The organism is Kribbella pratensis (genome assembly GCF_004365355.1).
In the GTDB taxonomy this organism is placed as follows: Bacteria; Actinomycetota; Actinomycetes; order Propionibacteriales; family Kribbellaceae; genus Kribbella.
Window position 1 is genome coordinate 2,177,673 of sequence record NZ_SODP01000002.1, and the last position, 25,077, is coordinate 2,202,749.

The window sequence follows — 25,077 nt, forward strand, 5'->3', positions numbered from 1 at the left end:
GAGGTGAAGGGGTGGCAGTCCGGGCGGGGACCGCCACCCCTCATCACACTTCGTGACACCAGATCTCCGGCGGAACCTTTCAGGGGCAGGCTCCGTCGGGTAGTCCACACCGAGGGCGATGGCACCGGCCGTCGCCCTCGCGTCATGATGCAACCTCTCCGCGGGCTCACCCAGTAGTTCCAGGGTGAGATCACCGGACAAGGGAGAGCCGATCGTGAGCGATCGCGACGCGGAGTACCTCGAGTACGTGACGGCGCACCGGGGCCGGATGCTGCGCACCGCCCGGCTGCTCACCGCGGGCGACACGCACTGGGCCGAGGACCTCGTCCAGGTCGCGCTCACCAGGCTGTACGTGCACTGGTCGAAGGTCCGCAAGGAGGACGGCGCGGCGCCGTACGCCGACCGGATCCTGGTGAACGCCTTCCTCGACGAACGCCGCCGGATGTGGCGCCGGCGCGAGTCGACCACCGAGCAGATGTACGACGCCGCCCCGCCGCCCGGCCAGGATGCGGCCGAGCGACTGACCGTCCTGGACGCCCTCGCGAAGCTTCCGCGCCGCCAGCATGCGGTCGTCGTCCTACGGTACTTCCGCGACTTCGACGTCCACACCACCGCCGAACTGATGGGCTGCTCGGAAGGCACCGTGAAATCCCAGACCTCACGGGCGCTCTCGACGATGCGCGATCTCCTGAACGATTCCCTCGAGACCATGGAGACCCTGCGATGACCGATCTGAAGGACCTGCTCGAGGAGGCCGCCGGCCCGGAGCCCGCGGTCACCGACTCCGACCTGTCCGCCGCCCTGACCCGCGGACGGCGCGCCCTGCGCCGCCGCCGCCTCACTGGAATCGCCACCGGCGCCGTCGCGACAGCTCTCGTCATCGGCGTCGGCTGGTCCGTCCTGCCGACCGGCACGACGAACGGCGCTCCGGAGCCGGCCGCCCAGGCCACGAAGACCCCGAAGCCGGTGGCGAAGACGACTCCCAAGGACTACCGGCCGGTGCCGCAGGACACTCGCAAACCGCCGGTCATCCCGGCGGATCCGGTGCCGCTGGCGGCCAACAGCACCCCGTTCGCGGGCGTTGCCTTCACCTGTGATCTGATCCCACAAGGCTGGGCGGTCAGGCGTTTCGACCAGCAGATCGTGTTGTACGACCCGAAGCTGGCAAATCCGAGCCAGTACCGCCTCGCGACCTACACGCTGGCCATCTGGTCGGAAGACATGGTGGACGAGGGCCACGGCCTCACCCCGGCGAAGTACGGCGATCCCTGGTCGAAGCTGCCCAAGGTGCGTGTGGGGAAGCAGCAGGTGGTCACAACTGGTGTGCCCGGCAGCCCGTACGGCCGTCAGCAGGTGTTCCTGCGGCAGGGCAACACCAAGCACCTCGTCACGGTCACGAACCAAGCGTGGAACCTGGCCTGGGACATGAACACCCTGCTGAAGTTCGCCGGTTCCTGTCACTCCAAGAAGTGACAGGAACCGGCGAGCCGGAATCAGCCCCAGTTGCGGTCGATGGACTGCGACGGTGTCGGGCTCGGCTTTGTCTCGGCGACGCGCTTGTCGCTCGGGTGCGTGCCGGTCTCGACGCCCTTCAGCGTGCCGAGGAGCTCGACTTCGGCGAGCGTGACGCCGTCAGCGCCCGCCGCCGGGGTCAGCACCAGGCGGTACTGCGTGTATGCCTTGGGGGACGCGATGCTGAAGGACCTCGTGTACGACGCCCACGCGAACGTCTCGCCGCTGCGGCGATCCACCGTGGACCACGTCGTACCGTCGTTCGATCCCTCCAGCGTCCACGCGGACGGCGCCGTACCGGTGGTGCCGCTGGTCAGCGTGTACATGCCGACCGGGCGGCCCTGCGGCAGGGCGACCGTGACGGTGGGCTGAGCGCCGGTCAGCGTGACCTGCGTCTTCGAGTCGTTGTCGATCAACGCGGACACATCCACGCCACCCGCACCGATCACCGCACCGGTGTCGGAGGTCGAGTCGCGCCACGTCATCGGGTCCTCGCCGGGCTTGGTGATCGACGGCGGCGCGTCGTTCCGGCCGGTGCCCCACTTGGTCGGCTGGTCGGTCATCTCGAACTCGATCTTGCCGCCGTTCGCGATCAGCTCGTGCGGCAGAGCGGTCGACGTCCACGGCTTGCCGTTGACGCGAACGCTCTTGACGTAGATGTTCTTCGACGAGTTCTGCGGTGCGCTGATCACCAGCTTCTTGCCGCCGGCCAGCCGGACCGTCGCCTTGGTGAACAGCGGCGAACCGATCGCGTACGTCGGTGAACCGACCTGCAACGGGTAGAAGCCCAACGAGCTGAACAGGTACCAGGACGACATCTCGCCGTTGTCCTCGTCACCCGGGTATCCCTGCCCGATCTCCGAGCCGGTGTACAACCGGGACAGCACCTCGCGCACCTTCTCCTGCGTCTTCCACGGCTGTCCCGCCACGTCGTACATGTAGGTGATGTGGTGCGACGGCTGGTTGCTGTGCCCGTACTGACCCATCCGGACGTCGCGGGCCTCGAGCATCTCGTGGATCGTGCCGCCGTACCCACCGGTGTGCAGCGCGTCCTCGGGAGTGCTGAAGAACTCGTCGAGCTTCTTCGCCAGCCCGTCGCGGCCGCCGTAGATCGCGGCCAGGCCGGCCCCGTCCTGCGGCGTCGAGAACGCCATGTTCCACGCGTTGGTCTCGGTGTAGTCGTGGCCCCAGTCCTGCGGGTCGAACGTGCTGGGGGAGTTGCCCCAGACGCCGTCCGGTCCCTTGCCCTGGAAGAAGCCGACGGTCGGGTCGAACAGCGTGACGTAGTTGCGGGCCCGGTTCAGGAAGTACTTGTAGTTGTCCAGGTACTCCTGCTTGCGCGGGTCGTTCTTCTTCGCCTTGTCGTACAGGGCCTTCGACATGTTCGCGATGCCGAAGTCGTTGATGTAGCCGTCCATCGACCAGCTGAAGCCTTCACCGGTGGTGTTGGCCGTGTAGCCGTTGAACGTGGACAGGTCCATGCCCTTGCGACCCACGTTCTGCGACGGCGGTACGACCGACGCGTTCTTCACCGCCGCGTCGTACGCCGCCTGGACGTCGATCCCCTTGATGCCCTTGAGGTACGCGTCGGCGAAGGCGACGTCGGACGACGTACCGACCATCAGGTTCGCGTAGCCGGGGGAGGACCAGCGTGAGATCCAGCCACCGTCCTTGTACTGCTGGACGAACCCGTTCACCAGCGCGGCCGCGTCGTCCTGGGAGAACAGCGAGTACGCCGGCCACACCGTGCGGTAGGTGTCCCAGAAGCCGTTGTTCACGTACGTCTGCCCCGCGACGATCTTCGACCCGGTCGTGGTCGGGGTGTCGGCGCCTACCTTCGGCGACGTCGGCGACGCGTAGGTGATGACCGGCTTCGAGGCTGTGCCGGTGTTCTCGGAGCCGTTGTTCGGGTAGAGGAACAGCCGGTAGAGGTTCGAGTACAGCGTGGTCAGCTGGTCGACCGTGGCACCCTCGACCTCGATCGTGCTGAGCTTGGCATCCCAGGCAGCCTGCGCGGCGTCCTTGACCTTGTTGAACTTCGATCCGGCCGGAAGCTCGAGCTCGAGGTTCTTCCGTGCCTGCGCGGTGCCGATCAGCGAGGTCGCGATCCGCAACTGCACCTGGGTGGTCTTGGCGCCGAACATGAAGTATCCGCCGACGTCCGCACCACCGCCGTTCGCAAGCTTGCCCGAGGCAATGACCTTCTGGTCCACGACGCCGTACACGAAGAGCCGGCCGGCGCCGGTCGACAGACCGCTCTTGATGTCGGTGAACCCGGTGACCACACCGGTCGCCGGGTCGAGGGTCAGACCGCCGCTGTTGTTGACGTTGTCGAAGATCAGCGACGCCTTGCCGGCCGGGAAGCTGAACCGCAGCATCGCCGCGTGGTCGGTCGGCGCGATCTCGGCCGCGTTGCCGTTGTCGAACGTCACGCCGTAGTAGTACGGCCGGGCGACCTCGTTGTCGTGACTGAACGACCAGGCCCGCGCCTTGCGGTCCGCGGTCGGGGTGTCGGCGGTCGACGGCATCACCTGGAAGGTCTGCCGGTCACCCATCCACGGGCTGGGCTCGTGGCTGATCGACAACGCCTGCATGGTCGGCCTGTTGTCCTCGTTGTTGCCCTTGGCGTAGTCGTACAGCCAGGACGTGGAGCCGGCGTTCGTCACCGGCGTCCAGAAGTTGAAGCCGTGCGGTACAGCGGTCGCCGGGAAGTTGTTGCCGCGCGAGAAACCGCCGGTCGCGTTCGTGCCGCGGGTGGTCAGCGCGAGGTCCGACGGGTGCTTGGCCGCGGTCTTCTGCGCCGCGCGGTCCGGGTTGATCGCGGCGGCGATCCGGATGTCGTCCAGCCAGCCGCGGAAGTCCGCCGGCCCGGACGGCTTGTCGTACCCGACGAGGATCCTCTTGATCGTCTTACCGGCGGCGACCGCGCCGAGGTCGGCCTCGACGTTGTTCCACTGGTTCGTGTAGAGCGCCTTGGAGTCGCCCTGGCCACGCGGGCTGAGCGTGAACCCGTGGTGATCCTTGGCCTTCAGATCGCTCAGGTACGTGCCGTCGTCGAACGCGAGGTCGAGCGCGGCGTACGTGCTCGGGTAGCTCAGGTCACCCTCGACGTGCTCGGGGAAGATCTTGTACGACAGGCGGGTGTCCTTGCCCACCTTGAGGTCGACGTCGGAGATCTTGTTCCACGTGTAACCGCGGCCGCTGCTTTCCTGGTGTCCGGCGTACCGGAAGGACTTGACGCCGGTGAAGCCGACGCGGGCGCGGGCGTTGTACGCGCTGGTCGGGCCGGAGTCCAGCTGCGACTCGGCGACCGGTCCGGGTGGTGGCAGCGGGGCGCCGTTCGAGAGGTACCAGTCGGCGAGCTGGACGATGTCCTCGCCGTGGTTCAGCGTGACGTCCAGCTTGAAGAACTTGTACGCGGTCTCGTTGGAGAAGCTGTACTCCTTGGTCTGAAACCTGTTCTCGAAGCTCTGACCGGTCTGCGTGTCCAGCGTGGTCCACGCGGTGCCGTCGTTCGAACCGGAGACGGTCCAGTTTTGCGGGTCGCGACCGTCGGCGTCGTTCGCCGAGGTCAGCGCGTACTTGCGGATCACGACCGGGGCCGAGGTCTCGTAGACCAGCCAGCCGGTCGGCTCGAACACCAGCCACTTGGTGAACTTGTCACCGTCGGCCGCGTTGGTGGCGATCTCGCCGCCACCGGTGTTCTCGCCGTTCGCGGTCACCTTGGTGACCTTGTCCATCTCACTGCCGCCGATCCCCGTCGGCGTTGGGCCGCGCACGCCCTCGGTGCGGGGTTTCCCGTCCGGGCCGGTCTCGACGGCATCGGTGTAGCCCGGCTGCGGCTGACCCGGCTCGAAGGAGGTGAAGAACGACGACCCGCTCACCACGGGCTGGTCAGCCACGGTGACCGAAGGGACGGCATGAGCTGACGTCATGGAAGTAGACATTGTCACAATCAGTCCGAGAGACGCGACGAGCCCCAGTGGGCGGCGGAGATCCATCTACGCTCCTTGCACGGCCGGACCGGGGCCGACAGCTGTCCCCCCGGTGTGGATGCGCGGCCCCGATGACAAGGTTGTCAGCCCGCGCCCGGGGTGATCCTGCCCAGCTTGGTAACCCGCGGTCAATAGTTCGTAGCGCACTGTCGATGCATGATGGTGGATCGACACCCCGGCGGTAGGTTGAAGCCATGGACGATCGTGTGCTGGTCACCGGGGCGGCCGGATTCATCGGGCGGGCCGTGGTGGCCGCGCTGCGGGAGCGTGGAGTGCCCGTGACGGCGGTCGATCGGGAGCCGCCGCCTGCGTCGTGGGACGACGGCGTGCATGTGGTGACCGGTGACCTGGCCGAGCAGGAGACCTGCGTAGCCGCGTTCGAGACCCGGCCTACCGCGGTGGTGCACCTGGCGGCGTTGACGTCGGTGTTGCGGTCGGTGGATGCGCCGATGCAGACCTTCGCGCAGAACGTCACCATCACGCAGGTGCTGCTCGAGCTGGCCCGCGGCAGCGGCGTCGACCGGTTCGTGCTCGCGTCGACGAATGCGGTGGTCGGTGACGTCGGTACGTCGACCATCACCGCGGACCTGCCGCTCCGGCCGCTGACGCCGTACGGCGCGACGAAGGCTGCGGGCGAGATGCTGCTCTCGGCGTACTCCGGGAGCTACGGGATGGCGACCGCGGCGCTGCGGTTCACGAACGTGTACGGGCCCGGGATGTCGCACAAGGACAGCTTCGTGCCGCGGATGATGCGCGCGGCACTCAACGGGACCGGCGTCAAGGTGTACGGCGATGGCGCCCAGCGGCGGGATCTGGTGTTCATCGACGATGTGGTGAGCGGGATCCTGCTGGCGCTCGACAGCAAGTACGGCGGGCGCGCGATCATCGGGTCCGGCCGGTCGGTGTCGGTGCTGGAGATGATCGAGACTGTGCGTGCGGTGACCGGTCGTCCGGTGCCGGCGGAACACATCGAGGCACCTGCCGGTGAGATGCCGGCAGTGGTTGTGGACATCGCCAACGACCTCGGCTACAAGCCGACGGTCACGCTGGAAGAGGGCCTGGAACGGACGTGGCAGTACTTCAAAACCCAGTGAAGGAAAGAACTGCCCGTCCCTTCGCTTCGCTCAGGGGCGGGAAAGGGGTGATTCGGCGCCACTGGCTTCTCGCTGTCTTCCTGTTCTTCGGTGTTGTACTCCGGGTGCTTGCGACGATCGCCTACCGGCCGGCGATCGTCTACACCGACTCGGTGCAGTACCTCACCAACATGGGGAAGCTGAGCCCTGACCAGCTCAACCCCATCGGCTATGACTTCGTGCTCGGCCCACTGGTCTGGATCGGTGGGCTGACCCTCGTAGTGATCGTCCAGCACCTCGTCGGACTGCTCCTGGGCGTAGCGATCTACGCACTGGCGCGAAGACTCACTGTGTATCGCTGGCTGGCCGCAGTGGCCGCCGCGCCCATCCTGCTCGACGCCTATCAGGTGCAGATCGAGCAGAACATCATGGCCGAGACCACGTTCGACGTGATCCTGGTGGCCATCCTCTGGCTGCTCCTCGGCCGCGTGCCCGGCTGGAAGCGTGCAGCGGTCGTCGGTGTACTGATCGGCGCCGCGTTCACGGTCCGCGCGATCGGCATGGTGCTGCTGATCGCTGTGGTGCTCTACCTCGTCGTGGTCGGCAACGCCTGGCGCAAACGCCGCCTGGACGTCGTACGGCGTACTGCGGCGGCGGTAGCGGGATTCGCTGTCGTCTTCGCGGCGTACGTCGGCTACTACCACGGTGAGACCGGCCGCTGGGGATTCACGGGCGCCGAGAACCAGATCCTGTACGGACGGACCGCCACGGTTGCCAACTGCGCCAAGCTGCCGCTCAACGACGGGACGCGGCTGTTCTGCCCGAAGGAGCCGCTCGGGGAGCGCCTGGGCGTGGACAAGTACGCCCACAACCACTACGGCGACCCGAACTGGCCCGGCCCTCTTCCACCCGGTACGACGAAGCGCCAGCTCGCCACCGAGTTCGCGCACCTCGTGATCACGCACCAGCCGGTCGATGTGACGTGGGCCGCGCTGAAGGACTTCGCGAAGGGCTTCGCGCCGACTCGTACCAGCTCGCCCAACGACGTACCGCTGAGCCGTTGGCAGTTCCAGCTCACCTATCCGAACCTCAGTGACCCGAACACCGCGAAGGCTGCAGTGAAGTGGGGTGGGTCGGAGCCACACGTCACCCACGTACCTGCGGTCATCCTGCGCGCGTACCAACTCCACGGCGGCTACACGTCCGGCACGCTACTCGGTCTGTACGCGCTGATCGCTCTGGCCGCAGTAGCCGGGCTAGGACGAGCAAAGACGTCAGGCCTCCGCTCGGCCGCACTGTTGCCGGTTGCGGCCGGCGTGATCCTCTTGCTCGGGTCAGCCGCCTTTGAGTTTTCATGGCGCTACCAGCTGCCCGGTCTGGTGTTCTTTCCACTGGCTGGTGCCATCGGACTACGGGCAATCCTTGGCAAGGACCAGGCTCGCCCTGCGATGGCGGACTACCCGGACACCGTCGATTCCCTTGCAGTAAAGGACTTCGGCACGAAGGAGTTCGCACCGGTTGTTGTAGTTATCGCGGCGTACAACGAGGCCGGCGGGATCGGTCAGGTGCTCACGAACATGCCGAGGACCTGCGCGGGCCTGCCCGTCGACGTACTTGTCGTTGTGGACGGCTCGACCGACGACACTGCCGAGATCGCCCGTGAACACGGGGCTTTCGTTTGTGTTGCCCCGAGCAACCGTGGTCAGGGCGCCGCGCTCCGGCTCGGGTACAACCTCGCGGCTGCGGGCGGAGCGGAGTACGTCGTCACGACCGACGCGGACGGGCAGTACGACAACAGCGAGCTCGAAGTCCTGCTCGATCCGATCCTGACCGACCGGGCCGACTTCGTCACCGGGTCCCGCCGGCTCGGGGCGGAGGACGCGGACAGTCGGCTGCGCTGGGTCGGCGTACGGGTCTTCGCGGTGCTCGCGTCGATCCTGACCCGGCGCAAGCTGACCGACACGTCGTTCGGGTTCCGCGCGATGCGATCCGAGCTGGCGACGGCGGTCACGCTGCGCGAGCCGCAGTACCAGTCGTCGGAGTTGCTGCTCGGTGCGCTGGCCATCGGCGCCCGGGTGGTCGAGCTGCCGATGACGATGCGCCGGCGCGGCGACGGCAGCAGCAAGAAAGGCCCGGGCCTGGTGTACGGCGCGAACTACGGGCGGGTGATGACGACTACGTGGCTACGGGAGTACGTGCTTCGACCGGGTCGGAGGCGGGCGCGGCAGGCTTGGCGAACACCAGCCGGTCGAACAGCACGAACTTCACGATGAACAGGATCGCGTAGGTCGCGAGGTAGGAGCCCGAGACCAGCACCGTCTTCCAGGCGTGGGATTCGATCGGCTGGACCAGGTGGTCGGTCACCGAGGTGACCACCGCGGCGGTGACGGCCGAGCCGATCACGATGATTGTGTACGGCAACTTCTGACCGCTGCGGCCCCAGGTGTAGCGGCGGTTCAGGACGTAGTTCGGCACGGCGCCGGCGAACCAGGCGACGACGGTCGCGACGATCGCCGCAGTACCGAACCAGTAACACAGAGCGAACGCCAGTTGGCTGACCACGGTTGCGACCACGGAGGATGCCGAGTACCTCGCCCACAGCAACAATCGGCCGCGGGAGAGTCCGGTCTTGGTGATAGCGCGCATCGGGGCCTATTCTGCACCTCCGGACCCCCCGAGGGCAGTCCGGCCGGAATTCTCAGCCGATTGCCAGCGATTTGATGACCCCCGTCACGTTATTGGAGCGGGTACTCGGGATAGGAAGGACTGTGACGACGTTCCCTGACGGAAGGCGGCCGAGCCGTGCGCGTACTCGTCCTGGGCGGTGACGGCTACCTGGGGTGGCCGACAGCACTGCACCTCTCCGATCGCGGCCACGACACGGCCGTGCTCGACAACATGGCCCGCCGCGGATACGACCGCGAGCTGGGCGTCCAGAGCCTGGTCCCGATCGAGGACCTCGAGACCCGGGCGGCAGCCTGGGAGGAGGTCTCCGGCAAGCGGATGCCGACGTACGTCGGTGATCTGCTCGACGCCGATTTCGTCTACCGGGTGCTGCGTGAGTTCGAGCCGGACGCGATCGTGCATTTCGCCGAGCAGCGCGCCGCGCCGTACTCGATGATCGACCGCGAACACGCTGTGTACACGCAGCACAACAACGTGGTCGGCACGCTGAACCTGATGTACGCGATCGCCGAGACCAACCCGGACATCCACCTGGTCAAGCTCGGCACGATGGGTGAGTACGGCACACCGAACATCGACATCGAGGAAGGCTGGCTGGAGGTCGAGCACAACGGGCGCAAGGACCGGATGCTCTACCCGAAGAAGCCCGGCTCGTTCTACCACCTCAGCAAGGTGCACGACTCGCACAACCTCGAGTTCGGCTGCCGGATCTGGGGGATGCGCGTCACCGACCTCAACCAGGGCGTCGTGTACGGCCAGCAGACCGACCAGACCGTGCAGGACGCGCGGCTGGCGACCCGGTTCGACTACGACGCCGTGTTCGGCACCGTGCTCAACCGGTTCTGCATCCAGGCCGTGCTCGGCGAGCCGCTGACCGTCTACGGGTCCGGCGGGCAGACGCGCGGTTTCCTCGACATCCGGGACACCGTCGAGTGCATCCGGCTCGCCGTGGAGAACCCGGCCGACGCCGGCGAGTTCCGGGTCTTCAACCAGATGACCGAGAGCTACTCGGTCTCCCAGCTCGCGGAGCTGGTCGCGGAGTGCTTCCCCGGCCCGGTCCAGGTCGAGCACCTGGACAACCCGCGCGTCGAGCAGGCCGAGCATTACTACAACGTGAAGCACACAGGCCTGGTCGGCCTGGGCCTCCAGCCGCACCTGCTCTCGGAGACCCTGATCGAGTCGATGTTCGACATCGTCTCCGCCAACAAGGACCGCGTCGACCCAGCAGCCCTTCTCCCCACAGTCCGCTGGAAGGGCCACCTCAAGGAGCGCTGAGTTTCGACCTCACCAACTCGGTGAACCGTCGCGCCGCGGGCGTGGCGGCGTGTCCGCTCGGCACCACCAGATCGACCCGGCGTTCCAGGCTGGTCCCTTGTAACGGGACCAGTCGGAGCGCCTCGGTCGATCGTGGGTGCAGCGTGAAATCCAGACCCTGCGGTACGAGCGCGATCCCGACACCGGCCGCGACGAGGTCGAGGACCATGCTCCACTCGTTCACCACGCACGCAATGCGGCGGTGCAGGCCGACCGCCGCGAACGCTCGATCGATCTCGGACCGGATCGCCCACGCGGGCGGAGCCTCGACGAACCGTTCGTCGGTCAACTGCACCAGACCGACCGCGGTCTCGCGCGCCAGCGGGTGATCGGCCGGGCAGGCCAGCACGATCGGCTCGGCGAGCAGCGGTACGACGTCGAGCCCGGCGGGATGGCCGTCGAGCAGCGCGACCAGTGCGCAGTCCAGCCCGCCGTCGGCCACCAGCCGGACCATCTCCGACGCGGCCAGTTGTTGTACGGAAATCTCCACCCGCGGGTGTCCGAGTGCGAACTCCGCAAGCCAGCTCGCGAACGGCAGCGTGTGCCCGGTGGTCTGCAACGCGCCGATCCGCAGCTGCCCGGCCAGTACGCCGTGCACCTCCTGGACCGTCTGCCGCGCGTTGTCGGCTGCCTCCAACGTGCGGCGAGCGGACGGGACGAGCGCCTCACCCTCCGCCGTCAGCCGGATCGGTCTGGTCCCGCGGACGAACAGCAGCGCGCCGACGTCCTTCTCGAGTGCCCGGATCGAGGTGGACAGACCCGACTGCACGATGTGCTCGCGGGCCGCTGCCGCGGTGAAGCTGCGCTCCTCGGCGAGCGCGACGAAATGCCGGAGATGCCGCAGTTCCATATCGGCAGTATCTCTCACAGAGATGGAATCCATCTGAAGTAGTCCCTGCAGAGCTGGTATGGCCGGCGGAGACGCACCCGTTGGGATCGAGTGGACCATTCCACGACGAGAGGCATTCGCCCGATGAGTACGACAACCGCGGTGCGGACGACGAACCGGCACTTGACCGGATTCTGGTTCGTCGCCACCGCTTTCCTGACCCTGATGGCGTTCGGCACGGCGCCGACGCCACTTTGGCCGATCTACCAGGTCACGGACCACTTCGGTGCGTTCACGGTGACTATCGCCTTCGCGGTGATGGTGATCGGCGCGGCCTCGAGCTTCCGGCTGCTCGGCCACCTGTCCGACCGGTTCGGCCGGCGCCGGATCATCCTGCCCGCGCTGGCGACCGGGATCGCCTCGGCCGCGGTCCTCGCCGCGTGGCCGCAGCTGCCGGGCCTGCTGATCGGGCGGATCCTGACCGGTGTCGCGGTCGGGCTGATGGCGTCGACCGCGACGGTGTACCTCACCGATCTGTATCGCGAGGTCCGTCCGGACGCCGGGTCGGGTTTTCCGGCACTCGTCGCGACGGTTTCGAACCTCGGTGGGCTGGCGATCGGGCCGTTGGTCGCGGGTGCGCTGGCGCAGTGGGCGCCGGCTCCGGTGCGCACGTCGTACGTGATCTTCGGTGGGTTGATGGTGGTCCTGCTGCTGTTGGTGCTGTCGTCGCCGGAGACGGTCGACACCGCATTGGCGGACCAGGATCGGCCCGTGCGCTTCGCCGTACGGGCGGGTCAGCGAGGTGCATTCTGGTCGGCGGCGACCGTGGGGTTCTTCGCGTTCGCGGTGATGGGGTTGTTCTCGTCGCTCGGGGCGATCATCGTGCGCGGGCAGTTGGGCATCACGTCGTACTTCGTTGCCGGGCTGGCGTCGTTCGTGTGCTTCGCGGCGTCCGCGGTCACGCAGCTGGCGCTGCGCCGGGCCGCGAACCCCACGGTGTTGCTGATCGGCACGGTGATGTTCCCGGTCGGCCTGGCCTTGACGGCGCTCTCCCTGTACCGACCGGCGCTGTGGCTGGTCCTCGTCGCGGCCGGGCTCGCAGGCGGCGGCGCCGGCCTGCTCTTCAAGAGCGCGGTCGTTACCGCAGTCGTCGCCGCCGAACCGGCCTCGCGAGCGGGCGTGCTCGCGACGTACTTCGTGATCGCGTACGTCGGCATGGGCCTACCGTCGATCGCGTTCAGCCTGGTCATCCGGCACTTCGCCCTGCGCCCGTCGATGATCGGCTTCGCCGCTGTCCTGTCGATCGGCGCTGTCATAGCCGCGAGTCAGTCGGTCAAGAAGAAGACGACCTAGCGGCGGGCGGCGACGAGGATTGTTGGGATTGCGGCAAGGAAGTGGCCGTGGCGGGCTCTGGTGGCTTGTTCGGTCAGCCAGGTGTCGGCGTCTTCCTTGGTGATCAGGGCTTCGTCGACGGCAGCGGTGGCTGCGGCTCTGAGCTGCGGGGCCAGCTGTTGGTGGTCGGTGATGACCTCGGTGTGTACGACGACCTCGACGTCTTGGAACTTGGCGTCGAGGAGGACCTCGCGGAGGGTTCGGGTCGCGCGCGGCGACACGGTGTGCGACTCGAGCCCGAGGCGGATGACGTCGGTGAGGTCCTGGTCGGCGCTGGTGATCATCACGAAGCCGTAGTCCAGCCCGCCGACCACGATCCGCCCGCCGGGGCGCAGTACGCGATGCGCCTCGGCGATGGTCGGCGCGGGATCCTCGAGCAGGTGGAAGAGGCGCATCGCGCGGTATCCGTCCATCGACCCGTCCGCGAGCGGCAGGTCATCGGAATGTGCCACGTGAAACATTGCCGCGGGCACCCGCTCCCGCGCGGCCTCGACCGCGTCCGGATCGGCGTCGATCCCGGTCACCTTCAGGCCCTTGCGAGCCAGCTCCGCGACTGCATGCCCTGCACCGCACGCCACATCGATACAGGTCGCGCCGCGCTGCAGCCCCAGCAGCCGGTACGACGCCGCACGCAGCTCGGCCGCACCGGGCCGCTCCTCGCTCCGCTCCGGAAAGCTCATGAACTCACGCTGCAACTTCAGGTGCACCTGAAGTCAACAGCGCCTAAACGCTGCGTCTGGTGGGTATGCCTATCAGACTGTGGGTTGGCCAACCGGAATCCGGTTGGCCAACCCACAGTCCGGTTGGTTCACCCACCAGACGAGGATGGGGCGGGGCGGGGGCGGGGGCGGATCGGCGGGCGCGGTGGCCGGGCTCGGCGTTTCCGGCCGCAGCACTAGTCCATCGACACCTTGTCGAACGTCGTGGTCGTGTACCGGACGTCGAGGTCGACCTCGTCGCCGACCGCCGGGGGCGCCACGGACGACGGCAGGAACAGCATGCTGGCCTGCATGTGCGGCGGCTCGGCGAACCAGCGCTGCTTGCCCTCGATGCTGAACGGCGACAACGCCATCCCGGCCGCGTCCAGGCTGCCCTTGGCCATCGCGATCGCCCGCTGCCGGACGCTCGCCGCCGCGGTCGGCGCCTCCAGGCCGACGCCATGCGCCGTACCGCCGGAGACGATCAGGATGTGACCGTCGCCGCTGACCCGGCGCTGCCGGTAACCGACGCGCTCACCCCGACGTACCGAATGGACGTCGAGAACCGTCGCCCGGACCGTCAGCGCACCGCGGTCGCCGAGCCACAGCCCGGTGCCCATCCGGAGCTTCACGTCAGGGCCGATGTCGGCCAGCTTCTGCGCCGGCACGTGCGACACCCAGAGCGTGCCCTTGCGGACGTCGAGCGCCGCCTTCGCCAACTGCTGGGCCTCGCGCAGGTTGGCCGACGTACCGCCGGCGCCCATCGGGAAGTGCAGCGACCAGCCCTCGAAGCGGATCCGGTCGAGCGCGTTCAGCAGCATCGTGTGCCGCAGCTCGCGGGCCCCGATGCCGTGGCGGCGCATCGAGGTCATCACCTCGATCAGCACCCGGCTGCCGGCCGGGATCGAGACCAGGTCGGCCAGTCGGCTGACCGTGTGGATAACGTTCCTGCTCTGCGGCACCTCGAGGAACGGCCGCCACGGCGACAGTACGACGACGTCCTCGCGTGGGTCCGGCGGGACCTCGAAGTACGTCCCGACCGCGACCGTCCGCGCGCCGAGCGCGCGGGCCTCGGCCAGCAGCCGGTGGTTCCCGAACCCGTACCCGTTGCCCTTGGCGACCGGGACGATGTCGGGGTTCCACGTGGAACGCAGGTGATCACGCCATCGATCGGAATCGACGTGCAGGACTAGGGGCATGGTGTCAACGCCGTCTCATGTAGAGGTCGAATGCGGTGTAGAGCGCCTTGTTCAACGGCAGATCCCACTCACCGACGTACTCGACGGCTTCGCCGCCGGTCCCGGTCTTGAACTGGATCAACCCGACGTGCGGGTCGTTCGGGTCCAAGGTGTCGGTGATGCCCCGTAGGTCGTACACGGACGCGCCCGCCGCGAGCGCGTCCGTCATCATGCGCCACTGGACCGCGTTCGATCCACGCACGTCTCGCTTGGCGGTCGAGCTGGCACCGTAGGAGTACCAGGAATGCCCGCCGACCCGGACCCAGATCGTCGATGCGACCAGGTCGCCCTCGTGATGGGCGTTGTAGATCCGGAAGTCACAGCAGCCCGACGGCTGGTTCGCCATCGCGGCGTACATCTTCTCGAAGTACGGCAGCGGCCGCGGCGTGAAGTGGTCGCGGTGCGCGGTCTCGACGTACAGCCCGTGGAAGGCCTTGATGTCCTCGGGCCCGCCCTGCGTCACCTCGACGCCGAGCTTGTCCGCTTTCTTGATGTTGCGCCGCCACAGCTGGTTCATGCCCTTGAGCAGGTCGTCCTCGCTGCGGCCGGCCAGCGGCACCTGGAAGACGTACTGCGGCTGCCCGGCCGCGAAACCCTCCGCGACCCGCGGCGCCTTCCAGCCCAGCTTGCGCAGCTGCTCGGTGACGATCGCGCCGGACGGCTCGATCACGTCCGGGCGGACGTCGCCGAGCTTCGGCTGCTGACCGCCGGCGATGGCGTCCTTGATCGTCTTCGCGGTCCAGCGCCGGGTCGCGATCGGCGGACCCATCCGGATGCCGAACGCGCCGCGCTCCTGCAGGTGTGCCGCCAGCGGACGCAGGTACACGCCCAGGTCGATGGCGTCCCAGTTGATCACCGGGCCTTCCGGAAGATAGGCGAGGTACCGCTTCACCTTCGGCATCTGCCGGTAGAGCACCAGTCCTACGCCGACGAGCTCGGCCGGGTTGGCCGCGTCGTACCAGCCGAGTGACTCCGCCTTCCACTCACTCTTCACCGCCGCCCAGCCAGGGGTCTGCAGGAAGCTCGCCGCCGGCTGCGCCGCGATGTACGCGGCATGCTCGTCGGCCGAGATGGTCCGAATGCTGAAGTCACTCACGGGGGGTCAGAGTACCGGCCCAGCTGCTGCAACCCCAGCTGAGCCGGTTTCTGATCAAACCTGTGCGAGCAGCTTCTCGGACAGGTCCCACAAGCGAGTGGCCGACTCCGGATCGAGCGCGTACGGCGCGACGCCCGTGTTCTCGCCCTCGACGTTCGGCAGCGCCTCGTTGTTGTCCTCGAAGTACCTGCCTGTCACGCCCTCCACGAGCGGTGAAGCGGCCAGTAGTACTGACGTCGCGGCCCCTTGCTCGACAGTCTTCCAGCGGTACTGGTCCCACTGCCTCAGCGTGTCTTCAGGGACGTGTCGCTGAAGCGCGGTCCGGATCCCGCCGGGCATCAGCGCGTTGGCGACGATGCCGTCGGCTGCCCAGCGCTTGGCTGCCTCGACCGCGAACAGGATGTTGGCGGTCTTCGACTGCCCGTACGCCGCCCACGGTTCGTACGGCCGGTGCTCGAAGTGAAGATCGTCAAGCTGTACGTCGGAGCGCTGGTGCGCGCTCGAGCTGACCGAGACGACGCGGGCGTCGCCGGCCGCGGCGAGTGCGTCGTACAGGCCGAGGGCGAGGCCGAAGTGCCCGAGGTGGTTGGTGGCGAACTGGTGCTCCCAGCCCTGCGGAGTCCGGTTCAGCGGCTCGGCCATCACGCCGGCGTTGTTGACCAGGATGTGCAGCGGGCCGGTCCAGCTGTCGGCGAAGGCGCGCACCGACATCGGGTCGGCGAGCTCGATCGGAGCGACGAACACGTGGTTGTTGCCGGTGCTCTCGATGATCCCCGCGGCGACGCGTTCGCCGGCCGCGGTGTTGCGAACGGCCAGCGTCACCTCGGCGCCCGCGCCGGCGAGCGCGCGGACGGTTTCGACGCCGATTCCGGACGCGCCGCCGGTAACGACCGCGCGGCGGCCGCTCAGGTCGACGCCGGAGATCACCTCGGCCGCTGTCGAGGCATATCCGAAGGGGGTGGTGAATCTGCTCATCAGTGACAGTCCTGTTCTGCGAGCTAGGCTTAACCGGAGGAGCCTCCGGTAATTCCAGTTAAGCGGAGGTACCTCCGGTTATCAAGGTCCGCTAGGTTTGACGCCCGAGGGGAGGGACATGAGTGCTACCGGTGAGCGTCCGCTGCGTGCGGACGCCCAGCGCAATCGCGCCCAGATCCTCGACGCCGCGGCGCGTTCGTTCTCGAAATGCGGGCTGGAGGCGACGCTCGAGGGCATCGCGAAGGACGCCGGCGTCGGCATCGGCACCCTGTACCGGCACTTCCCGACGCGCGAGGCGTTGATCGAGGCGGCGTACCGCAGTGAGCTCGCGGCGGTCTGCGATGCCGCTGTGGAGCTGCTCGCGAAGCTCCCGCCGGCTGAGGCGCTGCGGGCATGGATGGATCGCTTCATCGACTACATGGCCCGCAAGCTCGGGATGGCCGACGCGCTGCGGGCGGTGATCGCCTCCGGCGCGGACCCGTACGCGCACAGCCGCGACCTGCTCGTCGGCGCGATCACGCCGATCCTCGAGGCCGGTGCAGCCGCCGGCGATCTGCGCTCCGACATCACCGCTGACGACGTACTGATCAGCCTCACCGGAGTGGGACTGGCAGCCTCCGACCGGCGCGAGCAGGCCGACCGCCTCCTCAATCTGCTTATCGACGGCATGCGGTACGGCGTGTGACGCGGAAGGTAGCGCTGGTCACCGGGTCTGCGTCCGGCATCGGAGCGGCGACGGTACGGCGATTGGCTGCGGACGGGATGACTGTCGCGGTGCACTCGCGCTCCAGCTACGAGGCCGGCAAGTCGCTGGCCGCCGAGCTGGGCGGTTCGTACCACCCGGCCGATCTGTCCGACGACGCAGCGGCGCAGGCGTTGGTGCCGGATGTGTTGAGCGAGCACGGACGTCTCGACGTACTCGTGAACAACGCCGGCATCAGCTGGCCCGTCCCGCACGCCTCCCTCGACGGCCTGACCGCGGACGACTGGCGTCGATTGCTCGACGTGAACCTGATCGCGCCCTGGTTGTTGTGTACGGCGGCCCTCCCGGCCCTGCGTGAATCCGGCGGGTCCATCGTCAACGTGACCAGCCACGCCGGCGTACGTCCGAAGGGCAGCTCGATCGCATACGCCGCCTCGAAGGCTGCGCTGAATCATGTGACCAAGCTGCTGGCCGCTGCTCTCGGGCCAGAGGTTCGCGTCAATGCAGTCGCGCCCGGTCTCGTCGACACACCGCTCACCGAGTCGTGGACCGAAGCACAAGATCTGTGGAAAACCGCGAGCCCGATGCGCCGCGCCGCGCAGCCTTCGGACGTTGCGGACCTGATTTCCGCAGTTATCCACAACACCTATCTGACCGGTGAAGTCATCGTCCTCGACGGCGGCCTGAACCTGCGCTGATTCTGTCGGTGGCCGCTTCTACGATCGCGGGATGTCTTTGGGTCGGGACTTCCGTCGGTTGTGGGTTGCGTTCACGGTCAGCGCGTTCGGATCGGCGGTGGGGCTCGGCGCGTTGCCGTTGGTCGCGGTGCTTGTCCTGGACTCGACCACGTTCCAGGTTTCGATGCTCGCGGCGTTGTCGGCCTTGGCCGGCGCCGCGATCGCCTTGCCGATGGGCGATTTCATCGAGCAGCGCCGGAAGCGGCCGGTGATGATCGCTGCGGACCTCGCCCGGTTCGTTGCTCTCGTCTCGGTGCCGGTCGCGGCGGCGTTCGGCGTACTGACGTTCGCGCAGCTGTGTGTGGCGGGCGTTCTGCAGGCGGCCGGGACGATCGCGTTCCAGGCGGCGAGCGGTGCGCATCTGAAGGCGCTGGTCCCGGCGGCGGGCCGCGCCGAGGCAAACAGCCGCTTCGAGCAGACGAACTGGCTTTCGCTGAGTGCCGGCCCTGTGATCGGAGGCGGTCTGGTCAGCCTGGTCGGCGCGACCATCACGCTGGCGGTTGATGCCGTGTCGTTCCTCGGGTCGGCGATCGGGATCCGGCGGATCCAGCAGCCCGAACCGGAGCCGGTCAAGCGCGAGGGGAAGGCGGACATCACCGCGGGCTGGCGGTACATCCTGCGGCATCGCGGACTGCGGGCGTTGTTCTGGAACTCGCAGCTCTTCGGCGGGCCGGTGATGATGACATCGCCGCTGCTGGCCGTCTTCATGCTGCGCGACCTCGGGCTTGCGGCGTGGAGCTACGGGGTGATGCTCGGCGTCTCTTGCATCGGCGGTGTGATCGGCGCGCGGATGGCACCGCGACTCACCCGGCGGTACGGACTGCACTGGATGCTGCTGGTGTTCGGCGTACTGCGGGCGCCGTGGCTGCTGCTGTTCCCGCTGGCGCCGCACGGGATGGGCGGGTTCGTGCTGCTGACCGTGGCGGAGACGGCCCTGCTCGTCGGCGCGGGCGCGTTCAACCCGTCCTTCGCGACGTACCGGATGGAGCAGACCGAGGACGGATACATGTCGCGCGTGGTGGGGGCGTGGTCGATCAGCTCGCGGTGCGTGCAGCCGGCGTTCATCGCGCTCGGTGGAGTGCTCGCGACGCTCATCGGCATGCGGGGCGCGCTGTGGGTTGCGGGAATCAGTTGCACGCTGAGCGCCGTACTGCTGCCCTGGCGGGTCGCTAAACCAGCTGTCTTGCCTGAGCCAGCCTGACGATCGGGCCCATCACGCCACCTGGTTGGCCGTCGAGGTAGTCGGCCGCCTCGTCCGGCGGCAGCACCAGCACCTCGGTGACCTGCTCGCCGTCGTCGGGGTTGGTCGGCTCCTGCTCGATGACGACGTCGGCGACGAAGTTCGCCCAGTACGAGACCGGGTGCGGCAGGTGCGGACGGTACGGCTCAGGCCGGCGGTGGTCGGCGCGGTGGGCTCCGAGCCAGGTCAACGGACCCGTCAGCCGGGCGCCGGCCTCCTCGATCAGCTCGCGGCGGACGAGCTCCTCGATCGTCTCGCCGGGCTCGCGGGTGCCGCCGGGCAGGAACCGCCAACCGATGTCGTTGCCGCAGACAACGATTCCGCCGGTGGTCCGGCAGACGACGTGGACGTTGCTGATCAGTTCGTCCGGCGGTTCCTCGACGGTGAACCGGACATCGAGGTCGCCCCACTCCCAGTAACCGGGTGCGAACAGCTCGGGGAACTGCTCTGGCCAGGCCTGCATAGCCTCATTCTGCGCTACCGTCGCACACATGGCGCACCCCGACCCCGAGCCCGAGTCCAAGCCGGGCCCCGACACCGAGCCGGCCCCGGCAGCCGAGGCCGAGACCGGTTCGGAGTCCGCGGCCGAGACGGGTTCGGAGTCTGCGGCCGACAGCGGGCCGGAGGCGGAGGTCGAGGAGAGTGCCGAAGCCAAGCAGCAGCGGACGATCATCCGTTTCCTGTGGTCCTGCTCCTGGCTGACCGTCCTGACCGGTGTCTTCCTGCTCTCGGGGATGCTCCAGACCTACAAGACCTACAGCGGGCTGGCGTGGCTCGGTGCGGTGGTGGCCTTCCTCTGCCTGCTCACGCTGATCGCCGCGTACGTCGCCTGCGCGCGCGGGAAGCTCACCCTGCGGACGCGCCTGGTCGGCCCCTTCGACGTGTTCCAGCTGAGCACCTTGGTCATGGTGATCGCCGTGATCTGTGGGCTTCTCATACCGTCGAGCAACACGGCCGCGCTCGCGCTGGTCCTCCCGTGGGCCCTGACCTACTGGATGTACGGCCTGGACCGGACGAAGACGCCGACTACTTGAGGTGTGCCCGCAGGTAGTCCAGGTCGGCCTTCTGCCCGTTGTTCGCGTTCGGGGTCTCGACGACGACCGGTGCGCCGGCCGCCTGCACGACCGCGACGATGTCGGCCGGGTCGATATGACCCTCCTCGAAGTTGCTGTGCCGGTCCGCGCCGGAGCCGAACTCGTCACGTGACCCGTTGGCGTGGACCAGGTCGATCCGCCCCGTGATCGCCTTCACCTTCTCGACGATCGTCGGCAGCTCCTCACCGGCGGCGTGGAAGTGACACGTGTCCAGGCAGAACCCGACGTTCTCGAGCCGGTCGTTGCCCGACGCCTGCACGGCCTCCCAGAGTCGCGCGATCCGGTCCAGCTGCCGGGCCATCGCGTTCTCCCCGCCGGCCGTGTTCTCGATCAGCAGCGGCACCGGCAGCTCGGCCCGCTCGATGCACTTGCGCCAGTTGTCGAACCCGGCCTCCGGGTCGTCCTCGTCGCCGACGTGACCGCCGTGCACGATCACGCCCTTGACGTCGATCTCGGCCGCCTTGTCCAGCGTCTGCTGCAACAGCTTCCGGCTCGGGATCCGGATCCGGTTGTTCGTGTTCGCGACGTTCAACCGGTACGGCGCGTGCACGTAGAGGTCCACGCCGGCCGCGGCGGCGCGGGTCTTCAGCGCCTCCTCGCCATCGGCGTACGCAAGCTTGGGCGCCTTGTAGTCCTGCGGGTTCCCCAGGAAGAACTGCACCAGGTCGGCGCCCCGGTCGGCCGCCTCCGCCAGCGGGTCTTCCTGGTCCACATGCGCACCGAGCTTCACAGTCATGACCCCACCCTAGGACTCCCGACGGACAGTTCAGGAACCCCATCCCGCCGACCGGGTCACCGTCCGCTCGTCGTCGCTGGGCGGCTGGACCGGCCGGCCCTCGAACTCGGTGGACAGCACGATGTGGGTGTTCATCTCACCGTGCTCGCCGAGTCGCTCGAACAGCCCCTCCAAGTGCCGCATCGACCGCACCCGCACTCGCAGCATCGAGCAGGAGTTGCCGCTGAGCTTGTGGATCTCGAGTACTTCGGGGAAGTCCTCGGCGCGGGTGGTCTTCAGCAGACACCGGCCGGTCGTGCAGCGCATCTGGACGAACGCCGACAGCGGCTGACCGGCGCGGGCCGGGTCGACCTCGGCGCGGTAGCCCTTGATCACGCCTGCGTCCTCCAGGCGGCGTACCCGGTCGGCGACGGCGGGAGGGGAGAGGCTGACCCGCTTGCCGAGCTGGTTGAACGACAGCCTGCCGTCGGACTGCAGGGTGGCCAGGATCTGCCAGTCGGTGGAGTCGAGTTCGCGCTCCTGAAAGGTCATATCCCCAGAACACCTTCGATATCGCTCCTCCACAAGGCCAGACGCCTTCTTCCGAGCATTCAGCGCGGCGGATCGCCTTTCTAGCGTGGTAGGCATGCTGATCCCGGTCGTTGTCGCCGCCGCCCTCATGAACGCCGCGATGGTCGCTGCCAGTGCGGTCAGCGCCATCCTGATCGCCGACGACCTCGGTCCGGCACTGGCCGGCCTCCCCAACACCGCAGGTGTCCTCGGCACGGCTGCCGGAGCCATGGCAGTCGGCCGCTGGACAGCCCGCCTCGGGCGCGCCCACGCCCTCCGGACCGGGTACGGCGTGGGCGTCGCCGGGGGAGCGTCCACTGTTCTGGCCGCCGTGGGCGCACCGATCGCACTCCTCTTCGTCGGCATGTTCCTGCTCGGCGTGGGCAACGCCGCAAGCCTCCTGTCCCGGTACGCCGCCGCCGATGCCGCACCGCCTTCCCGGCGTTCCCGGGCGATGAGCACGGTTATCTGGGCCAGCACAATCGGCGCTGCGGGCGGACCGTTCCTCATGGCGCCTTCTCAGTCGTTCGCGTCGGGATTCGGCCTCCCGGCGATCGCAGGCCCGTTTCTCCTCGCCCTGGCTGCTGTCTTCTCCGCACTGGTCGCTTCGACCTACATCCGGCGTACGAAGTCGACCGAAGTGACGCAGGTCCGTCGAGTGGCCGGCGGTCGCTCAGTACTACTGGCGGCCGGCGTCATGGTCGTGGGGCAGCTGGTGATGGTGTCGGTGATGACGGCAGTCCCCGTCCACACGCACCTGCATCACGACGGACTCGGGCTGCTGGGCGTGATGCTGTCTGTCCACACCCTGGGGATGTTCGCCCTTTCCCCACTCACCGGCTGGTGCATCGACCGCTTCGGGCCTCGCGTAGTCACGCTGGCCGGGCTGGCCGGGTTGCTAGCGGCCGCAGTACTGGTCACGCGGACCGGACTGGTCTTCACACCGGCACTGTTCTTACTTGGCTACGCGTGGAACCTCTGTTACCTCGGCGGCAGCGCCCAGTTGGGATCAGCCGAGCTCGAGAGCCGCGTGGAGTCGTCGATCTGGACCGTCTCCGCGCTCGCCACCGCCACCTCGCCGTGGCTGTTCACGCTCGGCGGCTTCCCCGTGCTTGCGGTGATCTCGGTGATTCTCGCCGTACCGTTGCTCGTGCTGGTGCTCCGTCGCGGTGAGCGGATCGTCGTATCCCAGTGACACAGAGTCATCACAACAGGCCTGTGGATATGGTCAAGAGGCCGTCCGGACGCTGGTATTCTCTTGGATGTGGCCCGGTCCTCGACCGGGCTCATTGCTTGGCGTCGACGGCAATTGTCGGCGTGGAGCACAATCGCATCGCCCTCCTGCCACGGAGAGACCGTGGCCGCCAAGTCCGAAGGAGGTGGAGTTCGCGCATGCGTCGTTATGAAGTCATGGTGATCCTCGACCCGGAGCTCGATGAGCGCACCGTGGAGCCGTCCATCGACCAGTACCTGAACATCGTCCGCAAGGAAGGTGGCACGGTCGAGAAGCTCGACATCTGGGGTCGTCGCAAGCTTGCCTATGACGTGAAGAAGAAGTCCGAAGGCATCTATGCCGTCGTCGACCTGACCGCCGAGCCGGCGGTGGTGAAGGAGCTCGACCGTCAGCTGACGCTGAACGAGTCGATCCTGCGCACCAAGGTCATCCGGCCGGACCAGCACTGAACCTGGGGTCGTCAGCAGCCATCGGTACTGTCGGCACCGGCCGGTACCAATAGCTGTAGACACAGCCACACCCGATAGCAGGAGGAACGGCAATGGCAGGCGAACCACCTATCACCCTGATCGGAAATCTGACGGGTGATCCGGAACTGCGTTTCACGCCCTCGGGCGCCGCGGTGGCGAATTTCACCGTCGCGTGCACTCCGCGGACGCTGGACCGGCAATCGAACGAGTGGAAGGACGGGGAAACCCTCTTCATCTCGTGCGCGGTGTGGCGTCAGGTTGCCGAGAATGTTGCCGAGTCCCTGACCCGCGGTTCCCGGGTCGTCGTCACCGGCCGCCTCAAGGCGCGCAGCTACGACGACCGCGACGGGAACAAGCGCACCGTCTTCGAGTGTGACGTCGAGGAGATCGGCGCCAGCATGCGTTACGCGACGCTGAAGATCTCCAAGACCTCGCGTTCCGACGGTGGCGGTTTCGGTGGTGGCGGTGGTGGCGGCCAGCAGTTCGGTGGCGGCGGCAACCAGGGAGGTGGCAACCAGGGCGGCGGCTACGGCGGCGGTCAGGGTGGCGGCCAGCAGAACGACCCCTGGGCAACCCCGCAAGGTGGTGGCGGTCAGTCCGCCCCGCAGAACGACCCCTGGGCCAGCCAGGGCGGCGGCTCGATGGAGGAGCCCCCGTTCTGATCGGCCCGCAAACCCGTTAGGGACCATTCCGGCACTCGTGCCGGGCTCTGGAAATAGGAAGAGAGCACCACAATGGCCAAGATCATTCGGAAGCCGAAGAAGAAGGTCTGCGGCTTCTGCAAGGACAAGGCGACGTACGTCGATTACAAGGACACCGCGCTGCTGCGCAAGTTCATCTCGGACCGCGGCAAGATCCGCGCCCGCCGGGTGACCGGGAACTGCGTGCAGCACCAGCGCGATGTCGCAACCGCTATCAAGAACGCTCGTGAGGTGGCCCTGCTGCCGTACACGAGCACCGCTCGCTGAGGGAGGCGCGGACCATGAAGCTCATCCTGTCTCAGGAGGTCGAGGGCCTCGGGGCTCCCGGCGACATCGTCGAGGTGAAGGACGGCTACGGCCGTAACTACCTGGTCCCGCGCGGCCTGGCCATCGGCTGGACCCGCGGTGCCGAGAAGCAGATCCAGACGATCAAGCGGGCGCGTGACGCCCGGGCGATCCAGGGCAAGGAGCACGCGAGCGAGGTCAAGAACCAGCTCGAGCAGCTCAACGTGACCCTGGCCGTCAAGGCCGGCGACACCGGCCGCCTGTTCGGCTCGGTCACCCCGGCCGACATCGCCACGGCGATCAAGTCCGCCGGCGGCCCGCTGGTCGAGAAGCGCGCGATCGCGATCGCCTCGCCGATCAAGACGACCGGCAAGCACCAGGTCGCGGTCCAGCTGCACCCGGAGGTGGCCGCCACGGTCCGCCTCGAGGTCGCCGCCAGCTGACCACAGCACCACACGAAGGCCCGCGCCCCGAAAGGGAACGCGGGCCTTTCGTCTTAGTTGGGTTTTGTGCCCAACCAG

The 25,077-nt window shown here is 67.8% G+C and carries 25 protein-coding genes; 15 read left to right on the forward strand and 10 right to left on the reverse strand.

Going from position 1 to position 25,077, the window contains the following annotated elements; genetic code table 11:
* The first annotated feature begins 214 nt into the window (after positions 1-214).
* Positions 215-727 (forward strand): SigE family RNA polymerase sigma factor, encoded by a 513-nt coding sequence (locus tag EV653_RS27335; protein ID WP_370358664.1) that lies wholly within the window; start codon positions 215-217, stop codon positions 725-727.
* Positions 724-1,473 (forward strand): hypothetical protein, encoded by a 750-nt coding sequence (locus EV653_RS27340; RefSeq protein WP_134106510.1) that lies wholly within the window; start codon positions 724-726, stop codon positions 1,471-1,473. Before EV653_RS27335 ends, EV653_RS27340 begins: the two co-directional genes overlap by 4 nt.
* 20 nt (positions 1,474-1,493) lie before the next feature.
* On the opposite strand, the gene EV653_RS27345 is transcribed toward EV653_RS27340, so the two are convergent.
* Positions 1,494-5,447 carry a GH92 family glycosyl hydrolase gene (locus EV653_RS27345; protein ID WP_238160138.1) on the reverse strand — a complete coding sequence of 1,318 codons (3,954 nt, stop codon included), beginning with the start codon at positions 5,445-5,447 and terminating at the stop codon, positions 1,494-1,496.
* A 254-nt stretch (positions 5,448-5,701) separates the two neighbouring features.
* Between EV653_RS27345 and EV653_RS27350 the strand changes: the two genes are divergently transcribed.
* Together EV653_RS27350 and EV653_RS27355 are read left to right on the forward strand one after the other, a co-directional pair.
* Complete coding sequence (locus tag EV653_RS27350; RefSeq protein WP_166679572.1) at positions 5,702-6,601, forward strand: NAD-dependent epimerase/dehydratase family protein; 900 nt, start codon at positions 5,702-5,704, stop codon at positions 6,599-6,601.
* A gap of 47 nt (positions 6,602-6,648) precedes the next feature.
* Positions 6,649-8,853, forward strand: coding sequence for a glycosyltransferase (locus tag EV653_RS27355; RefSeq protein WP_134106512.1), 2,205 nt, complete (start codon positions 6,649-6,651; stop codon positions 8,851-8,853).
* On the opposite strand, the gene EV653_RS27360 is transcribed toward EV653_RS27355, so the two are convergent.
* Positions 8,756-9,226, reverse strand: coding sequence for a GtrA family protein (locus EV653_RS27360; RefSeq protein ID WP_134106513.1), 471 nt, complete (start codon positions 9,224-9,226; stop codon positions 8,756-8,758). The two genes, EV653_RS27355 and EV653_RS27360, sit on opposite strands and share 98 nt — an antisense overlap.
* A 156-nt stretch (positions 9,227-9,382) precedes the next feature.
* Between EV653_RS27360 and EV653_RS27365 the strand changes: the two genes are divergently transcribed.
* Positions 9,383-10,540 carry an NAD-dependent epimerase/dehydratase family protein gene (locus EV653_RS27365; RefSeq protein ID WP_134106514.1) on the forward strand — a complete coding sequence of 386 codons (1,158 nt, stop codon included), beginning with the start codon at positions 9,383-9,385 and terminating at the stop codon, positions 10,538-10,540.
* Here EV653_RS27365 and EV653_RS27370 read toward each other — a convergent pair.
* Positions 10,527-11,429 carry a LysR family transcriptional regulator gene (locus EV653_RS27370; protein WP_166679574.1) on the reverse strand — a complete coding sequence of 301 codons (903 nt, stop codon included), beginning with the start codon at positions 11,427-11,429 and terminating at the stop codon, positions 10,527-10,529. The two genes, EV653_RS27365 and EV653_RS27370, sit on opposite strands and share 14 nt — an antisense overlap.
* Positions 11,430-11,552: 123 nt before the next feature.
* Between EV653_RS27370 and EV653_RS27375 the strand changes: the two genes are divergently transcribed.
* On the forward strand, positions 11,553-12,761 hold the full coding sequence (locus EV653_RS27375) for an MFS transporter (RefSeq protein WP_134106516.1): 1,209 nt from the start codon (positions 11,553-11,555) through the stop codon (positions 12,759-12,761).
* On the opposite strand, the gene EV653_RS27380 is transcribed toward EV653_RS27375, so the two are convergent.
* From EV653_RS27380 to EV653_RS27395, 4 genes are all read right to left on the reverse strand, one after another.
* A complete protein-coding gene (locus EV653_RS27380) occupies positions 12,758-13,480 on the reverse strand; it encodes a methyltransferase domain-containing protein (protein ID WP_134106517.1) in 723 nt (240 codons plus the stop codon). The two genes, EV653_RS27375 and EV653_RS27380, sit on opposite strands and share 4 nt — an antisense overlap.
* 215 nt (positions 13,481-13,695) lie before the next feature.
* Positions 13,696-14,697: an alanine racemase gene (locus tag EV653_RS27385; RefSeq protein ID WP_134106518.1), complete on the reverse strand. Its 1,002-nt coding sequence runs from the start codon at positions 14,695-14,697 to the stop codon at positions 13,696-13,698.
* 4 nt (positions 14,698-14,701) lie between these two features.
* Positions 14,702-15,832 carry a lipid II:glycine glycyltransferase FemX gene (locus EV653_RS27390; protein WP_134106519.1) on the reverse strand — a complete coding sequence of 377 codons (1,131 nt, stop codon included), beginning with the start codon at positions 15,830-15,832 and terminating at the stop codon, positions 14,702-14,704.
* 54 nt (positions 15,833-15,886) lie between these two features.
* Positions 15,887-16,807: an SDR family NAD(P)-dependent oxidoreductase gene (locus EV653_RS27395; RefSeq protein ID WP_134106520.1), complete on the reverse strand. Its 921-nt coding sequence runs from the start codon at positions 16,805-16,807 to the stop codon at positions 15,887-15,889.
* Positions 16,808-16,925: 118 nt separating this feature from the next.
* On the opposite strand from EV653_RS27395, the gene EV653_RS27400 reads away from it, so the two are divergent.
* The 3 genes from EV653_RS27400 to EV653_RS27410 are packed head-to-tail and all read left to right on the forward strand — an operon-like array spanning position 16,926 to position 19,448.
* On the forward strand, positions 16,926-17,492 hold the full coding sequence (locus EV653_RS27400) for a TetR/AcrR family transcriptional regulator (protein WP_134106521.1): 567 nt from the start codon (positions 16,926-16,928) through the stop codon (positions 17,490-17,492).
* On the forward strand, positions 17,489-18,208 hold the full coding sequence (locus tag EV653_RS27405) for an SDR family NAD(P)-dependent oxidoreductase (RefSeq protein WP_134106522.1): 720 nt from the start codon (positions 17,489-17,491) through the stop codon (positions 18,206-18,208). The genes EV653_RS27400 and EV653_RS27405 overlap by 4 nt, the downstream gene beginning before the upstream one ends.
* 31 nt (positions 18,209-18,239) lie before the next feature.
* On the forward strand, positions 18,240-19,448 hold the full coding sequence (locus EV653_RS27410; RefSeq protein WP_134106523.1) for an MFS transporter: 1,209 nt from the start codon (positions 18,240-18,242) through the stop codon (positions 19,446-19,448).
* On the opposite strand, the gene EV653_RS27415 is transcribed toward EV653_RS27410, so the two are convergent.
* Positions 19,417-19,950 (reverse strand): NUDIX domain-containing protein, encoded by a 534-nt coding sequence (locus EV653_RS27415; protein ID WP_134106524.1) that lies wholly within the window; start codon positions 19,948-19,950, stop codon positions 19,417-19,419. The two genes, EV653_RS27410 and EV653_RS27415, sit on opposite strands and share 32 nt — an antisense overlap.
* Positions 19,951-19,978: 28 nt before the next feature.
* Between EV653_RS27415 and EV653_RS27420 the strand changes: the two genes are divergently transcribed.
* A complete protein-coding gene (locus tag EV653_RS27420) occupies positions 19,979-20,521 on the forward strand; it encodes a hypothetical protein (RefSeq protein ID WP_134106525.1) in 543 nt (180 codons plus the stop codon).
* Here the strand turns inward: EV653_RS27420 and EV653_RS27425 are convergent.
* Positions 20,514-21,317 carry a deoxyribonuclease IV gene (locus EV653_RS27425; RefSeq protein WP_134106526.1) on the reverse strand — a complete coding sequence of 268 codons (804 nt, stop codon included), beginning with the start codon at positions 21,315-21,317 and terminating at the stop codon, positions 20,514-20,516. The genes EV653_RS27420 and EV653_RS27425 overlap by 8 nt on opposite strands.
* A 30-nt stretch (positions 21,318-21,347) precedes the next feature.
* Positions 21,348-21,848: an Lrp/AsnC family transcriptional regulator gene (locus EV653_RS27430; RefSeq protein WP_134106527.1), complete on the reverse strand. Its 501-nt coding sequence runs from the start codon at positions 21,846-21,848 to the stop codon at positions 21,348-21,350.
* 94 nt (positions 21,849-21,942) lie between these two features.
* Here EV653_RS27430 and EV653_RS27435 point away from each other — a divergent pair, with 94 nt between their 5' ends.
* The 5 genes from EV653_RS27435 (at position 21,943) to rplI (ending at position 24,999) form a co-directional block, all read left to right on the forward strand.
* Entirely contained in the window at positions 21,943-23,061 is a 1,119-nt protein-coding gene (locus EV653_RS27435; protein ID WP_134106528.1) for an MFS transporter, read from the forward strand.
* 197 nt (positions 23,062-23,258) lie between these two features.
* Entirely contained in the window at positions 23,259-23,549 is a 291-nt protein-coding gene (gene rpsF, locus EV653_RS27440) for a 30S ribosomal protein S6 (protein WP_130386399.1), read from the forward strand.
* Between the two features lie 92 nt (positions 23,550-23,641).
* Entirely contained in the window at positions 23,642-24,232 is a 591-nt protein-coding gene (locus EV653_RS27445; RefSeq protein WP_134106529.1) for a single-stranded DNA-binding protein, read from the forward strand.
* A gap of 72 nt (positions 24,233-24,304) precedes the next feature.
* Entirely contained in the window at positions 24,305-24,538 is a 234-nt protein-coding gene (rpsR, locus tag EV653_RS27450; protein WP_012924539.1) for a 30S ribosomal protein S18, read from the forward strand.
* A gap of 14 nt (positions 24,539-24,552) precedes the next feature.
* Entirely contained in the window at positions 24,553-24,999 is a 447-nt protein-coding gene (rplI, locus tag EV653_RS27455; RefSeq protein ID WP_134106530.1) for a 50S ribosomal protein L9, read from the forward strand.
* Positions 25,000-25,077: the final 78 nt, after the last annotated feature.